Source organism: Thermosporothrix sp. COM3 (assembly GCF_059696735.1).
The window spans coordinates 3,362,935-3,377,376 of record NZ_AP019376.1 but is presented as its reverse complement, the minus strand read 5'-3'; the positions used below and the strand labels follow the sequence as shown (position 1 = coordinate 3,377,376).

Below are 14,442 nucleotides of genomic sequence, written 5' to 3'. Positions count from 1 at the left end.
TGATCTATATATATATTAGGTCCCGCCCAGGATGTACTTCTTTCACTAGTTGTTCAAAGGACAAATCTTGATGCTGTTGAGCATTGAGCACCATAGCACGTACATGTGTCAGCAAATTCCGAAAACCAGGGTCACCAGAGATATTGACACGTAAAACGAGTGTATTTATAAAGAAACCAATGAGATCCTCCATCTCTGCTCGTGGACGCTTTGAGACTGGCAGGCCTATCACAATATCCTCCTGAGCGCTATAGTGATGCATAAGGCACAGAGGTTAGCAAAAAGGTCATAAAGAGTGTTACCTTCTCTTGCTCACTCAACGCCTTCAGGCGCGCAACGAGCCTCAGTGCCAATTCAAACAAGCAGTGAGCACCTTGAAAGTTCGGGATAGATGGACGAGGGAAATCAGTGGGAAGCTCCAAGACCGCAGGCATACCAGCCAACTGCTCACGCCAGTATGTTAGCAGATTCGCGAAGGTTTCTCCTTGCAAACGTTCACGCTGCCAAAGAGCAAAATCGGCGTACTGAACAGGCAGCTCAGGCAGCCATACAGGCTGTCCAGTACGGTAGGCCTTGTAGTACGTCGTGAGTTCGCGTAGGAAGATTGCTGTTGACCAGCCGTCAAAAATACAGTGATGCACGGTGACAAACAACAAATGATATTCTGGTTCAATTTTAAACAGATATAGGCGCAGCAATGGCTCTCCCTGAAGTTGAAATGGCTGTTGTGCAATCTGTTTTGCCTGCTGAAAGGCAACGATGACCTCAGTTCTGGATCATATACACCAAGATCAATAGAAGATAAGGAAAGATCCGCAGGGGGTGTGATCACTTGAACAGGGTTCCCCTCCACGAGAGCAAACTTCGTTCGCAATATCTCGTGACGGTTGATTGTCTCACGAAAGCTCCTGTGAAGTACAGCTACCTCTAGAGGGCCGCTGAGGCAAAGAAGGAGGGCCACATTATTGAGCGGGCGCTCCGGGACAAGTTGATCGAGCAGCCAAAGACGTTCTTGGGCGAACGAGAGTGGCAGTGTGCGGGAGTGGCTAATTCAGGAGAGGTAAACGTCCCCGATAGGAAGGATGGGTGAGATAGATGTGTTGCCGGTGGTTATAGTAATAGACAAAGAGCCGCACGGCCTCACGTAAGGCGCGCAGCGAGCGGCTAAAACACCGACTGCGGCGGGCAAGTCGCTTCAGATAGGTACGCAGGTTCGCATTCACGCTTTCGACGGTGAACGTCTCTTCCTTCCCTACCGAAAGGACGTGTTGGCCGCCTTCAGGCCAAATCGCTTCTTGATAGGCGGCGTGTCCATCACTGGCGTAGCGGTGAGCAGGAGGGAGCGAATCGATGAAGCTTTGCAAACAGGCGAGACTGCGAGTCTGGCTGACCAGGTGGCCTACAATCAAGCCACTGCCACGCTCGACCGCCAAGATCACGTAGACATCTTTTTTTTCTGCTGAAGATAGGTATACAGTTCATCGAGTTCGAGCGTCTCGATGGGGCCAGCAGGAGCGTCTGCGCGAGGGAGAGCCTGAGCAGCTTGGCTGATCCAGTTGCTCACGGTTTGATGATGAATCCCCAAAAGGCGGCCAATGGCACGAAAACTGGTGCCTTCCAGATACAGTTGGAGAGCCTGTTTGCGCAGAGAATCGCCATAGCCATGAGGCTTACGATCCAGCGTGAAATAGTGCTGGCAATGCTGACAGCGATAGCGTTGTGACCGGGTGTGATTGAGGCCACTCTTGATGACATACTGTTCCTGCTGACAAGAAGGACAGGGGGGATTCTTCATGTTGCCATTGTATCATATCTCTCTTAGCTTCGCCACTCCTCAGTGTGCCGCCTTGTTGACGACGTACAATCTGGTGGGGGCTGCAAGATTGTTTCCCTTGTCTGACAAGCAATTCTTGCAAAAGCGCACGCTTCGCTGCTGAGATCTCTTTTATATGGCAATCATCCATCTCTATACCCTCCTTTTATTTGTTGGTGGAACCATATGCTTGCTCCGACGCTCCGTCATAGTGTAGTAGTGGTTACTACTATTTACGTCACGTAACACACGTTCTCAAGCCGTCCCATGCTCTGCCATCCTCCGGTGTAGACACGCACGAAACGTGAAGGCAAGAACACACTCATTGCTGCTGGTGTTATGCAATCCTCCCCCAGGGGAAAACACTTTTCGTCCTATTCGTTCACGTTTAATGTTGCTTCAATAAAACACATGACGCTTTCCCCCTGTGGGCGTTACGAATGACGGAAAATGAAGTCAGTCTTTTCGTGCATCAGGCTCTAGCAGCCAGTGCTTCTTTTAGATAGAAAACACATTGTTTTCCGCCATTCACGATGCCTACAGGTGCCCAGGATCATTCGGCGAGGCTTCCTTGCTCCAACAGCTTTCTCAGTTGACCGACGCGCTGGAGAGCCTGAGTGTTCAGCGTTAAGAGCATATCAAGAACTTCGACTGTATAGCCCCCACTGCCTTTTGATCCTGTGGGACGAACTCGAAAGTTTTCGTCTGTTACTTTTTTGTGAGGAAAACGAAAACTCATGAGTGGGTGAAGCACTTCCTCCAGATAGCGGAGCGATCGCGCCACGGTTATCCGTAGTTTTCTGGAAGCGGAAAGATAACACGAAGCCTCCTCACAAGCTCGATGGACGAGCGAGGGCAAATGAAGCACGTTTGCAATAGCGTAGCGAAACGCGGGTGGCAAGTACTGACTGTTAGTATCAACATAGAGCCTTTGACACTCCCCAGGCCTGAAGGGCTGTCTTGTATACACATTTTACAAACGGAGGTGAGAAGCGAGATGAAAGCCCTCAAGCAGGGTCTGAACCCGGAGCCAACCCGCCCACAAGGTCTTCCAGCCTGCTGGCCCATCCCGGCGACGAGCCAGGTAGCCCCCCAGGCGAGCGACTTCTCGCCAGAAGACCTGGATGGTCATCCTGGCAGGGTCAAGGCCTGCTTGCGTGGCCACCACCGTCAGCACATCAGCGTCGATCACTTCACAGGCGAACCGATCAGGTTCACTGCGGGCAAGATCTCGCCGTTGCAACAAGCGAACGGCGACTGGCGAGAGCAAGCCCAGCAGCCGGAAGAAGCGTTCACCTGTTTGGAGTTGACGTTGTTCCAGGCGGCAGCCCGTTTTGAGGCATTGATGAGAGTCTTCCACGACCCATCGATGTCCAGACCAGGTGCCTCGCTCCCATGCCTCTTGCAGGGTCGCGGTCGGCACAGAGGTCAGCACAACCCATTCCAGAGGCTCTTCTCCTGCTGGAGGTTGCTCCTCCCAGAGGCGAATGACCCACAGAGGGAAGGGGTGTTTGTTCGCACGCGGCTCGTTGCGTGGCGGCAACCCTGTCATCGGGCCAAAGGAGATCTCAAGGAGCGTGGTGCGAGCCTGTCGGCCATGCGTCGGTGGAACCTCGAACGCACGACGCTGCCGACTGGGCCAGGCGCGGACCTGTTCCAGCAGATACCCCACCTCTTCCTCCTCGTTTTGGGCTCGCCGGTTCTGAGTCGCTCGGACCAGAAAAGGGGTGTGGGTTTCTCGAGAGGCATGGAAGAAGTCGAACAGGTCGGCCCCACGATCCCCCACATGCACGATGCTGGTTGTGTCGGGAAACGTGCCACCCTGTCTGAGCAGGCGCATCCACCCGTCCGTTTCTCGGTCCTGGCGAAAGCGATGCTGGCTGCGGCGTTCGCTCTTTGGGGCGGGAGTACGGACAAACGCTTCTTGCGAGGCACACCCCACAACGGCTCGGCTTTGGGGCACAACCGCCAGCATCGTTTGCAGGAAAAAGCCTTGCCCTCGCTCATTGCCGACCTGCCCCAAACCACTCACATGAAGACGATGACTCAAATCGACCTCGGTGGTATCCTGAAGCAGCAGAACCACTGGGTGCTGAACGATCTCTTCTCGCGTGTGCTGAAGATGTGGCTGCATCAGCGCTTCAAAGGAGACGTCTTCTTGATCCAACAAACGGTACAAGGCAATGACTTCTTTCCAGCCCTGCATCTGGGCAGGCAACGAAGCCGAAGCATTGGCAGCCATCTGCGCAGCCACCCGAACAGCTCGCCGGGTTCGACGTGCATCCTGCAGGTGACAAGCTCCAAACGTGCGTTCTGCCCACAGCTTCGGGTTCAACATCTCTTCACTTCTCATCGTCCTATGCTAGCAGTTCTCATTTGTGTATAAAAGACAGATCTGAAGCCCAGGAATCTTCTGGCGCGCTCAAGATAAGAATTGAAGGAACGAGCAGCTTCTGAGCCCCTCTTTTCCTACGAGGAGGCTTCAGAAGCTATCTCATATCTACTATTTTGAGAGCAAGAAGGAGAGCACCGCCTTCATAAACTCAGCAGTCTGCTCAACGTTCGCCATATGTACAGCCGGCAGCATGACCAGTTGTGCGTTCGGAATGGCCTCTGCAATCTGCTCTCCATGCTCGGGAAGCGTCACGGTATCGTTTCGACCGGCAATCACCAACGTCGGCACGGGGATCAGTGCGTTGGTTCGGCGCATATCCATATCGCGGACCGCTGCATAGTTGCCAGCGAAGCCCTGCGGATCCATAGAAAGGAGCATTGAGCGGAATGGCTCGACGACAGGGCTTTCCAACAAATGTGTGGGGAACCAGTTCTTGAGAAACCTGTTAGCCGTCTCCTCACGCGTCTCCTGTTTTACCTTGACAATCAGCTCATCCCACTGGTCGGCTGGTCCGAGATAGGGAGAAGTGTTGCTGAGAATCAAGCGGCCTATTCGCTCAGGCGCATGAATTCCGAGCCACTGACCAACCATTCCGCCAAGCGAAAGCCCCAGAAAATGCACCTGATTGAGTTGCAATGCATCAAGCAACTCGATGGCATCGCGCCCAAGCCGATCTATCGAGTAGGCACCTGGCGGGACATCAGAGGCGCCATGCCCTCGCATGTCATAACGAAGCACACGGAAGTGCTGTGTTAGCTCCTCTATTTGCCCATCCCACATATTCAGCGTGGTACCGATTGAGTTTGAGAGCATCAATACCGGCTTGTCTTCCGGCCCATCCAGACGATACGCGGTACGATAGCCATCACCGGTTTTGATAAAAGAACGATCCTGCATAGTACTCTAGCTCCTTTTGATATTTTCTTTAAGACATCAGGTAGTGCAGAGGTCATGCCTCTACAGCTAATCTCGCCAATGGCCTTGTTACCATCAGCGCTGAGAGAAGCATAACACGGGATAGGAGCAAGAACAAGTAGTGACTTTTTTATGATATAGTAACAAAAATGGAACCATCAACGAGGGTACTCTTATGAGCAACGAACCATATATGGTTTACGGGCCGCCACGTTGCCCTACTCAGGTCACGGTCGATATTATTGGCGGCAAATGGAAAACATTGATCCTGACCTTTCTGCTGTCTGGTCCGCGCCGCTTTGGCGAGATTTGTCGCTTCTTGCCACAGGCAAGCAAGCATATTCTGACGCTGCAACTCCGTGAGTTGGAAGCGGATGGCGTTATTCAACGAAAAATTTATCAGCAAATCCCGCCAAAGGTTGAGTACTCACTGACTCCTTGTGGTGAGACGCTCAGGCCGCTCCTGCTGCTTATGGCTGAATGGGGAGAAAAACATCTCAATAGTAAAGCCCACACAGAGGATTTGTTGGAAACAGCAAGTAGTCAGGCAAATCGAAAATAAAAGCGGCTATCCTGTCCTCTACAAACGGGACAGGATAGCTCTCTCTTCCATCAGCTTCAATATGACAACATGACGTCAATACATGCACTCTCCAAGAAGTCATACCGATTTGACGTCTTCTCGAAGTGCCTCATGCTCCTTGTTGATCGCCCCTTTACGATCGCGATACCAGGCATAACAGCTCACCAGAATGCCAAGCACCGTAATTGCAGCACCGACCGGATACATGGATCGCAGCCCAAGCCCGCTGTTCATCACCTGCCCACCAAGCCAACCCGCAAGCGCAGCCGCAAGCTGATAGGCGGAGGCATTCACCGCAATCGCAAGCGTCGGTGCAGCAGTTGCGGTTGTCAGCACGCGTGTCTGCATCCCGGGGATAACCGAGAACGCCAGTGCACCGACGACGAAGATCAGAACGGCACTGAGAACCATATTCGTGCTCACCAGCCACAGAAGCAGGAGTACCGCTGTAAGAATGGTAAGCAGGCTGATCTGCGAAGGCATCAGCGCCTTATCAGACAACCAGCCGCCCACAAAGTTCCCCACAGAGGCACCAACTCCATACACCAGCAACAGGATAGCAACAGCATCAGTCGAGAATCCCGTAATGGTGGTAAACAAAGGAGCAAAGTATGTGAACACTGTCAGCACCCCTATATTGCTTATGGCAGTAATGGCAATCGCAAGCTGCACATCACGGCTCCGAAACACCCGCAATTCGGATACAGCAGAGGTGGGAGACGCAGCCGATTGATCACGCGGCACCAACAAGAACACCAGCAATAGACCAAGTGCGCAACAGATAGCGATGGCAATAAAGGGCGCTCTCCACCCAAAACTATTGCCAATAAAGGTGCCAATCGGTGCCCCCAGGATGATCGACAGGTTCATCCCGAATGCAAGCCGTGATACGGCTGAAGCCTGTTTCCCGGGCTCTGCCGTCGATGCAGCAATCACAATGGCATTTGCAAAGAACGTCGATGTGACCAGCGCAGTGACAACACGGGCCACAAAAAGGATGGGATAATTTGGCGCAAATGCTGAAGCCAGGTTTCCAAGCACCGCGACCACAAGTAGCGAGACAATTAAGGGCTTACGTGGAAACCGTGTGGTCAGTGCGGTGAGCGTCGGGCCGCCAACAATCATCCCTATTGCGTATGCCGTAACCAGCAAACCAGCCGCTGGAATGGATACACTCAGATCTTTTGCTATATCCGGGAGAATGCCTGAAATGACAAATTCACCTGTTGTGATACCAAAGACACACAGGACAAGGGAGAGGATAATGATTCTTTTCTCCATATCCTTTCACACCTTTCATCTTTCCTCTATAGACTCTCACTGGATAGTGGATACCCGCCACCTACCAGAATCGATTGATATACCTATAGAGGGTACAGGCATCGTTACGAAAACACAAGAACGCACAAAATTGTGATATAGTATCAAAAAACATACCTGGAAGGACACGCAATGGAAAACAACGCTCCTCAATACAGTTGCTCTGCTGAAGTAACTCTTGACGTGATCGGAGGCAAGTGGAAAGGCATTATCCTCGCTCTGCTGGCCGAGCAACCCCGGCGCTTCAACGAACTCAGGCGCGAGCTTCCAGCAATCACCCACAGGATGCTCACACTTCAACTTCGAGAGTTAGAGGCTGATGGGATTGTGCATCGTGAAATCTATCAGCAGATACCCCCGAAGGTCGAGTATTCCTTAACAGAGTTTGGCGCCACCCTGAAGCCGATCCTACTTGCGCTACAGGCATGGGGAGACCGCTATATGGATCAGGTGATTGAGAAGAAGGCCCGAAAGGCTCCGCCCGTCTGTCTTTCGAAACCGGAGGCGCTCAACTCGAAACTATGAGACATCGACAACGATTGTCGGTTTAGCATAAGGTTTCCGATACAGGACGGACCACTCTGTTATGATATCTGTCTGCATCAGAAGCAAAAACAGCAATACGTACATTCACAGCTCAGACTTGCTTCACGCGACTACTATCTGAAAAAATGGCATAACCTCACTTGTTTCATCTATAAGCGCGGTTAATATTCTCTCACGGCTCTGGCATCAATACCAGAAACCTGCAAACCCGTCTATATCCTGCTATTTCTCCTTGCTACAAGCGTCACCATTGAAGCTGCCTTCCTTAATACAGGATGACATATCCAAATAGCAACCTCTTTCAGAGGCTGTATGTTTTGCTTGAGCTGTTCCGTTTCCTTATACCGTCTCTGAACTGCAAGCACCATTTCCAGATTATGTACATATTGTGCAATCTCGGGGTATCTCTTTCCAGAGCCATTCAGCAAGTGTGACAACTTCTTCGCCTGAAGACGGAGGCTTCTCAGGAAAAGCGGCACCTACCGGAGTACGTGAGCTCCTATGGCTGTGCCCCAACCAGGAAAGATATGAGTCTGTTTTTGGCTGTATTCACGTCGCGGTCAGCAATAGAGCCAGTGAGGACAGAGGTGAGTACGAACACGCAAGGTTTAACGAGGAAAGCCACCAGGAATCGCTTGGGGGGACGTGGAGAGGCGATCAGCCAAACAGTGAATCGTTGTGGTAGGAACGATTTGAGATCGGCCCTAAAAAGCAACCTCCAACGCATTTTTGTTGTAAAACATTTTCCTTTTTCATACTGCCCTTTAGCCATCTCAAGCATATTGTTATAGATCTCATGAGATTTAGCAAGGAACTGCATAAACAATCGTTGATATGCTTTATTATATGTATTAAATGTCTTCATTTAACACTATTCTATAGCAATAAGTAGAAGGTCCTTGACGGTGAAGAGATTCGGCACCACGAGCACTACCTGGGACGGCGTATCAAGCGCGGTCTATTCCGTTCGCACATTGGCACGCTCATCAATGCCAATGTGAACGGAGCCTACAATAGTATCAGGAAAGTAGCCCCTGCGACGTTTCTGCCAGGGGGTAGAGGGTGCGCAGTGCATCCCGTACCGCTCCGTGTGAGTGGGTACAAACGAGCCTGCTAGCATTTGCTAGTGGTTCTCGATACTGTCATGAGGCAATTCACCCCATGCATGAAGACAATGGGACTCTTGCCTCACATTCGTAGAACTTGAGAAAGAATCAATGTATCAGGAGCACAATGCGTCCGCGTCCGTGTCCTGTCTCGCTGAGTGCATGCGCCTGCGCCGCCTCGTGCAATGGGAACGTACGGGCTATCTCGGTCTTTACCCCTTCTTCGGTCATGAGCCGGGCAATTGTCTGTAACAGCTCAGTTGAGGGCCAGGGGAAAGAGGGTTTGTTAGACATTGCTCGAATACCCAATCGCGTCGCCTCTTCCTGCGAAGGCTCTTCCAGCAACGAAACCAGAATTCCGCCGGGTTTGACGACCTGCATAGAGCGAGTCAGGGTCTCGCCTCCGATTGTGTCAAGCACAACATCGACATCGTGAACGACATCTTCAAACCGCGTCTTCGCGTAATTGATGACTGTCTGAGCGCCCAGAGCACGCACAAACGCCTCATTCTGCGCCGAAGCCGTCGCGATAACCTCGGCGGCTCCTTTCCACCGAGCAAACTGGACCGCAAACAGGCCCACACCGCCAGCCGCACCATGAATCAGAACACGCTGCCCTGCTTGGAGTTTAGCGTTCTCAAACAGCGCCGAGAAGGCCACTGTTGCCCCACCTGAGATAGTTGCTGCGTCCACAAAGCTCAGTCCCTCTGGTTTGAGGGCCAGATTCTCGACGGCAGCGGTCGCGTACTCGGCGTAGCCGCCTTTACTGGTACGACCAAAAACTGCCTGACCAATGCGAAACGTCTCCACGCCCGGTCCAACCTGCTCAACCACCCCCGCGATAGCGCTCCCGGGAATATAGGGAAAAGTGAGCGGCATTCTCCCCTGAAAGAGGCCACGCCGAAGCTTCCATTCCATTGGCAACACACCCACTGCATGAACCCGAATCAGCACTTCACCCGCCTGCGGTTCCGGACGCGGCACCTCTTCCAGTTTAAGCTGCTCAGGCCCACCATATTGAGAAACACGAATAGCCCGCATCATTAAGTATCCTTTCTTGTCAACACGTTAGCGCATTGGCTGAAAGCCCATCTGCTGTAACCATGCTTCCAGCGTCATCAGTGAGGGATATATCTTGCGAAGAGAGGCGATATCTGCCTGAAAGCCCGACTCGTTAAACCACTCATACATACGCTCACCTCCCGACGGAAGCTCCACAAAACGGGTCGGTTTTCCGGTGATACGCTCGATGGTTGCCGCGATCTGCACTGGCGTGAGTTCATCACCGGCCAGTCCTACTTCTTTTCCCAGAAAGCGCTCAGGCTGATCGAAAGCGAGGGCAGCAAATGCTCCGATATCATCAGTAGAGACCATCTGTAAAACAGTATCTGCATAGATGCCCAGGGATAGTTCATAGGAGCCATCAGGCTGCGTCGTTGTCAAGAATGGAAGGTTGCTCATAAAGAAGACCGGGCGCAGGATGGTAGCAGGCAGCCCAAGTGCTCGAATATGCTGCTCAACTTGCCATTTGCTCTCGAAATGAGCGATACCACTTCCACGCTCCACCCCATCAGCTGATGAGTAGACCAGATGAGAAACTCCCATGTCATGCGCGGCATCAGCAACAGCCTTGCCCTGACGCGCCTCCGCCTCCAGGCCCTCCTCTAAAAATGTCTGAACACTAAAAACACCGTGCACACCCTCCATCGCCTGCCGCAATACAGCCGGGTCATTCAGATTGCCCTGTACCAGTTCAACTCCCCAGGCCTGCAACTGCTGTGCTTTAGCTGACTGGATATCACGCACCAACGCCCGTACCTGCCAGCCACGCTTCTGTAAATGGTGGACCGTCCCGCCTCCCTGTTTTCCTGTTGCTCCTGTTACCAATATTTTCTTATTCATCTCTTTAAATTCTTCTCTCTATTATTCAACTTTTGTTTGCTCAAGAAGATAGACATACTCTATCATCCGGGAAGAGCTCTGTATATGTCCCTTCGGGCGGTATTCTTCCTGGAAAAAGCAGCAAGCAGACACGGCAAAATGACCAGAACGCCACCCTGTCTATTTTGCCAGGGTGCGCTGTGGCTATTGAACTCTAATACACTATTTGGGGCATGTGAAAAGAAGAGCTGTATTTCTCCTCTCCTCATGCAGGTTAAGAGGAGGAATACAAGAAAGTTTTTTTCTGCGGCATAGTTCTAAGACGGCTCTGGCGCGACGAGTGTCCTCTACTCGCGCCAAGATGCGAGAGATCCGTGCGGCCGGAACGAGGGACACGGCTCGTCCGCCAACTCAGGATCACACTGCTTCGCGCGAAGAGCAAGGTGTGGGGGCCAGGCATCCGTTGCAAGCCATCAGGAGGCTGTTCACACAGTTCCAGGAGCCGACAGCGCACCTACAGAGAGAAGCATGAGGGTCAAGGCTGCCGGGGAAACAGGGACGCGAGAAGCGCACCGAAAGGCCATCCAGGGGAGTGTAAGCGAAGCGATCCCACCACGTTGTGACCTGACTTTGTGAGCAACCAACCGCATCAGTGATCTGCCGCAGCGACCAGTTGGACGCAGGCGAAGCACGGCACACGGCTGAAGCCAGCATGCTTCCACAGGATGCCTCATACAGATTCAGGCCGAAAACAATCTTTCTCTCATCTAACACTTGTATATTCAGACATCAAGATTTCATTCTTTTCTTTACACGTGATACTTGTTGTACAATCAGCACAGGAAACCACGCCGTGCCGAAAGCGGGAAACTATACACTCTCCTCTGGGTGTGAATATTCACAATCTGCCTGGTGCTTCCCATCCACAAGGGGAGTGAATCATACAACAGGGCCTTCTGGCTCATTCTGGTAAAAGCCTTAATTCAACCGCACTCCAGACTGATTAACAGAGCGTCACCTGCGGGTACACTGCCATCATTATTGCTTGGACTGTCATCCAGCCTCTTGCCTCACGGGTAAGGGACAAGCCTCCAGCTTCAGCCGGGGTACTTGACATACCTGTTCGCTGCTAGCGCTGACACGTTTCGCCCGGCCGTGGTACTTTTTGTATGCATTATTTCTGAAGATGGGTGCGCAAGAATGCCAGAAGCTCTTGTTGGGGACGGCCAAGATGGCATTCTTCGGGAGGAGAAACAAGGCCAACTGGCACACGTAAATCAACTCCCTGGAGCTTGCGTACAACTGTTTGACTGGGAGGTGGAGTCACTGCGATATCGGGAAGCAGTGCGATCCCTAATTCCCCTTGAACAGCGTGTTTGAGTATTTCTATACTTCCCATCTCGATACCAGAAAAGGGATTGATTCCCAGGGAGAGCAAGGCTTTCTCAATTACAGCACGATACCCACAACCACGGTCCGTTAAGAGTATTCGCTGACCTTTCAGATCTGTAGCCTCAAGAGGCTCTTTGTTGACCAGAGAATGGTGTGCTGGAAGTAATACTCGCAAATCCTCAAAAAAAAGTGGTTCGAAGGTTAACCCTGTCTGCGCTTCAGGGGGAGAGCTGATAGCAAAATCAAGCTCGCCAGCCTGTACACGCGGATTCACGAGGGCTGCATTGCCTACCTCCAACGCCAGTCGGAGTTTTGGAAACGTGCGCGAAAAGGTGATTAGCAATGGAGCCAAACGAAGGCTCGCTGTTGGTTCGATCGCTCCGAGGCGGATCTGCCCGGCTTCCCCTGTAATAATCTCTCGCATCGTCTGTTGTAACGCTACCGCGCGCTGCCTTAAAACCGCAGCTTGTTCCCATAAGACCTTTCCCGCCTCGGTCAACTGCATCTGTTTCCCCTGACGAGCAAACAGTTTTACGCCAAGCTCAGCTTCAAGTTGTTGTACATGAACCGTGATTGTGGATTGAGCATACTCAAGTTTCTCGGCTGCTTTTGCGAAGCTCCCTTCCTTCACGATAGTGAGGAATGTCTCTAGCTGGCGCAGTTCCATCCATTGCCCCCTTCTTCCTTCAATTTTTTTGAAGGATGCGTTCGTTTACTTTATGTTGACAAATATATGCTCTCCCTCTATGCTTTTCAAGAGGAAAGCGCGTTTCCGCATTCTATCCAGACAGGACACTGTTTGTGAGCAAAGCTCTTGGAGCGTGAGGTGTGGAAACGCCCGGTCCAGTAATGTGAACACCTATGAGTCGCTCACGATTGTCAGGAGAACAAAAATATATGGAAACATGTGAAAACAAAGTGAAAGTTGTCCCTGAGGAGACAGGTAGACCGGAAATCATGATGATAGGTAGAGCATTAAAGAGGTCTTCTGCTGTTCCTCCTCCCTCTTTGTCACATCTGGTAGTGATAATGCTGGCCATTACATGCGGTGTTGCTGTTGCCAATGTCTATTATGCTCAGCCACTTCTGGCTTCGATGGCACATGATTTCGGGATTCCCGAGGCATCCATTGGCGTTGTGATTACCATTACACAGCTCTGTTATGCGTCGGGATTGCTATTGCTTGTGCCTTTAGGTGATCTTGTGAATCGTCGTCTGCTGATTGTGTGCCAATTACTCCTGTCTGCATTGGCTCTGGTGGTGGTAGCTAGCCCCTCCATTTTTCCTGTGTGGTTGGTGGGCATCGGAATCGTCGGCCTGCTGGCTACTGTGACACAGACTGTAGTTGCCTGCGCGGCGGCTCTGGCTGCTCCTGCTCAACGAGGTCAGGTGGTTGGTCTGGTCACAAGCGGTGTCGTGATCGGTATTCTGCTGGCACGAACAGTCGCTGGCACGCTGGCTGATCTTGCCGGGTGGCGTTCGGTCTACATCGTCTCCGCGATATTAGCGCTGCTTATGGCAGGCATTCTGTTCCGAGCCCTCCCATCCGATAAAACGGCGAAAGCCTCTCTCTCTTATCCACAATTATTGCGCTCAGTCTTTGTGCTCTTTGGGCAAGAGCCGCTCTTACGTATTCGCGCCATCATCGCCATGCTGATTTTTGCCGCATTCAGTACCTTGTGGACTTCAATGACCCTTCCTCTCAGTGCTGCACCATTTTCCTTTTCGCACACCGTGATCGGAGCATTTGGCCTTGTCGGAGTGGCTGGCGCATTGGCGGCAAAGCGTGCAGGATCGCTTGCAGATCGCGGTTTAGAGCAATGGACGACAGGCATAGGGCTGGCTCTGCTGCTTGTATCCTGGTTACCCATCAGCTTGCTTAATCATTCTCTGCTGGCTGTGATCGTTGGAATCATCCTGTTAGATCTGGCAGTGCAGGCAGTCCATGTAACGAACCAGAGCATGATCTACCGTCTGCGACCAGAGGCGCTCAGCCGACTTGCGGCCAGCTATATGATCTTCTACTCGATTGGGAGTGGAACCGGCTCGATCGCCTCAACGCTGGTCTATGTTCGTGCCGGTTGGATTGGTGTGAGTGTGTTGGGAGCAGCAATCAGCGCCGTTGCCCTCCTCTTTTGGGCGTTGACGCGCTCTCGGGCCCGAGGATCGAAATAGAACAAGACAGCGTGCCCTGGCGCGGCCATCAACGGGCTCCGCCGCGCCAAAGGCACTGCTATCCCCGATCAGCAAAGCTGTCAAAGCTACTATCACTTGAGTGTCAACGCGATACAACCAACCAGTTTGCACGAAAGGCCATGGTGCCAGCATGAACGTTGCGTTTTTACGACAAAGTGGAACAGCTCTCCTCTTCTGCATCTACTGTAGCAGGACATCGCCCCTACACGGATGAGGATCAGTGGAGTTTACAGCAGCTTCTGTCGTTACAAGACCGGGGGCTCGCGCTTGCTTGAAGAAATCAAAGTGTGTCTGC

The 14,442-nt window shown here is 52.1% G+C and carries 14 protein-coding genes and 1 pseudogene; 4 read left to right on the top strand and 11 right to left on the bottom strand.

What is annotated here, in order from left to right:
- Window positions 1-4: 4 nt before the first annotated feature.
- The 6 genes and pseudogenes from KTH_RS14300 to pcaD form a co-directional block, all read right to left on the bottom strand.
- Window positions 5-262 carry a condensation domain-containing protein gene (locus KTH_RS14300; RefSeq protein ID WP_497619594.1) on the bottom strand — a complete coding sequence of 86 codons (258 nt, stop codon included), beginning with the start codon at window positions 260-262 and terminating at the stop codon, window positions 5-7.
- Window positions 249-1,000: pseudogene (locus KTH_RS14295) on the bottom strand (condensation domain-containing protein). Before KTH_RS14295 ends, KTH_RS14300 begins: the two are co-directional and overlap by 14 nt.
- 46 nt (window positions 1,001-1,046) lie before the next feature.
- On the bottom strand, window positions 1,047-1,439 hold the full coding sequence (locus tag KTH_RS14290) for an IS1 family transposase (RefSeq protein WP_497618926.1): 393 nt from the start codon (window positions 1,437-1,439) through the stop codon (window positions 1,047-1,049).
- Window positions 1,436-1,795, bottom strand: coding sequence for a helix-turn-helix domain-containing protein (locus tag KTH_RS14285; protein ID WP_497618928.1), 360 nt, complete (start codon window positions 1,793-1,795; stop codon window positions 1,436-1,438). Before KTH_RS14285 ends, KTH_RS14290 begins: the two co-directional genes overlap by 4 nt.
- A 991-nt stretch (window positions 1,796-2,786) precedes the next feature.
- Window positions 2,787-4,166, bottom strand: coding sequence for an IS4 family transposase (locus tag KTH_RS14280; RefSeq protein WP_497619592.1), 1,380 nt, complete (start codon window positions 4,164-4,166; stop codon window positions 2,787-2,789).
- A gap of 150 nt (window positions 4,167-4,316) precedes the next feature.
- Window positions 4,317-5,105 (bottom strand): 3-oxoadipate enol-lactonase, encoded by a 789-nt coding sequence (gene pcaD / locus KTH_RS14275; RefSeq protein ID WP_497619590.1) that lies wholly within the window; start codon window positions 5,103-5,105, stop codon window positions 4,317-4,319.
- Window positions 5,106-5,298: 193 nt separating this feature from the next.
- Between pcaD and KTH_RS14270 the strand changes: the two genes are divergently transcribed.
- Complete coding sequence (locus KTH_RS14270; protein WP_497619588.1) at window positions 5,299-5,685, top strand: winged helix-turn-helix transcriptional regulator; 387 nt, start codon at window positions 5,299-5,301, stop codon at window positions 5,683-5,685.
- A gap of 99 nt (window positions 5,686-5,784) precedes the next feature.
- On the opposite strand, the gene KTH_RS14265 is transcribed toward KTH_RS14270, so the two are convergent.
- A complete protein-coding gene (locus KTH_RS14265; protein ID WP_497619586.1) occupies window positions 5,785-6,987 on the bottom strand; it encodes an MFS transporter in 1,203 nt (400 codons plus the stop codon).
- Window positions 6,988-7,158: 171 nt separating this feature from the next.
- On the opposite strand from KTH_RS14265, the gene KTH_RS14260 reads away from it, so the two are divergent.
- Complete coding sequence (locus tag KTH_RS14260; protein ID WP_497619584.1) at window positions 7,159-7,551, top strand: winged helix-turn-helix transcriptional regulator; 393 nt, start codon at window positions 7,159-7,161, stop codon at window positions 7,549-7,551.
- A 1,235-nt stretch (window positions 7,552-8,786) separates the two neighbouring features.
- On the opposite strand, the gene KTH_RS14255 is transcribed toward KTH_RS14260, so the two are convergent.
- From KTH_RS14255 to KTH_RS14240, 4 genes are all read right to left on the bottom strand, one after another.
- Complete coding sequence (locus KTH_RS14255) at window positions 8,787-9,722, bottom strand: NADP-dependent oxidoreductase (RefSeq protein ID WP_497619583.1); 936 nt, start codon at window positions 9,720-9,722, stop codon at window positions 8,787-8,789.
- Between the two features lie 24 nt (window positions 9,723-9,746).
- A complete protein-coding gene (locus KTH_RS14250) occupies window positions 9,747-10,580 on the bottom strand; it encodes an NmrA/HSCARG family protein (protein ID WP_497619581.1) in 834 nt (277 codons plus the stop codon).
- A 396-nt stretch (window positions 10,581-10,976) separates the two neighbouring features.
- On the bottom strand, window positions 10,977-11,333 hold the full coding sequence (locus KTH_RS14245; protein ID WP_497619579.1) for a leucine zipper domain-containing protein: 357 nt from the start codon (window positions 11,331-11,333) through the stop codon (window positions 10,977-10,979).
- Window positions 11,334-11,733: 400 nt separating this feature from the next.
- A complete protein-coding gene (locus KTH_RS14240) occupies window positions 11,734-12,618 on the bottom strand; it encodes a LysR family transcriptional regulator (protein WP_497619577.1) in 885 nt (294 codons plus the stop codon).
- A 230-nt stretch (window positions 12,619-12,848) separates the two neighbouring features.
- Here KTH_RS14240 and KTH_RS14235 point away from each other — a divergent pair, with 230 nt between their 5' ends.
- The gene (locus KTH_RS14235; RefSeq protein WP_497619575.1) at window positions 12,849-14,126 is read left to right on the top strand and encodes an MFS transporter; all 1,278 of its coding nucleotides are present in this window, start codon (window positions 12,849-12,851) and stop codon (window positions 14,124-14,126) included.
- Window positions 14,127-14,302: 176 nt separating this feature from the next.
- Window positions 14,303-14,422 carry a hypothetical protein gene (locus tag KTH_RS14230; RefSeq protein ID WP_497619573.1) on the top strand — a complete coding sequence of 40 codons (120 nt, stop codon included), beginning with the start codon at window positions 14,303-14,305 and terminating at the stop codon, window positions 14,420-14,422.
- The last annotated feature ends 20 nt before the right edge of the window (window positions 14,423-14,442 follow it).

What these genes read in the sequence shown, in the direction of transcription:
- KTH_RS14285 (WP_497618928.1), bottom strand. Translation starts at nt 1,795, where the DNA reads ATGAAGAATCCCCCCTGTCCTTCTTGTCAGCAGGAACAGTATGTCATC.
- KTH_RS14280 (WP_497619592.1), bottom strand. Translation starts at nt 4,166, where the DNA reads ATGAGAAGTGAAGAGATGTTGAACCCGAAGCTGTGGGCAGAACGCACG.
- KTH_RS14255 (WP_497619583.1), bottom strand. Translation starts at nt 9,722, where the DNA reads ATGATGCGGGCTATTCGTGTTTCTCAATATGGTGGGCCTGAGCAGCTT.
- pcaD (WP_497619590.1), bottom strand. Translation starts at nt 5,105, where the DNA reads ATGCAGGATCGTTCTTTTATCAAAACCGGTGATGGCTATCGTACCGCG.
- KTH_RS14250 (WP_497619581.1), bottom strand. Translation starts at nt 10,580, where the DNA reads ATGAATAAGAAAATATTGGTAACAGGAGCAACAGGAAAACAGGGAGGC.
- KTH_RS14240 (WP_497619577.1), bottom strand. Translation starts at nt 12,618, where the DNA reads ATGGAACTGCGCCAGCTAGAGACATTCCTCACTATCGTGAAGGAAGGG.
- KTH_RS14265 (WP_497619586.1), bottom strand. Translation starts at nt 6,987, where the DNA reads ATGGAGAAAAGAATCATTATCCTCTCCCTTGTCCTGTGTGTCTTTGGT.
- KTH_RS14260 (WP_497619584.1), top strand. Translation starts at nt 7,159, where the DNA reads ATGGAAAACAACGCTCCTCAATACAGTTGCTCTGCTGAAGTAACTCTT.
- KTH_RS14270 (WP_497619588.1), top strand. Translation starts at nt 5,299, where the DNA reads ATGAGCAACGAACCATATATGGTTTACGGGCCGCCACGTTGCCCTACT.
- KTH_RS14300 (WP_497619594.1), bottom strand. Translation starts at nt 262, where the DNA reads ATGCATCACTATAGCGCTCAGGAGGATATTGTGATAGGCCTGCCAGTC.
- KTH_RS14235 (WP_497619575.1), top strand. Translation starts at nt 12,849, where the DNA reads ATGGAAACATGTGAAAACAAAGTGAAAGTTGTCCCTGAGGAGACAGGT.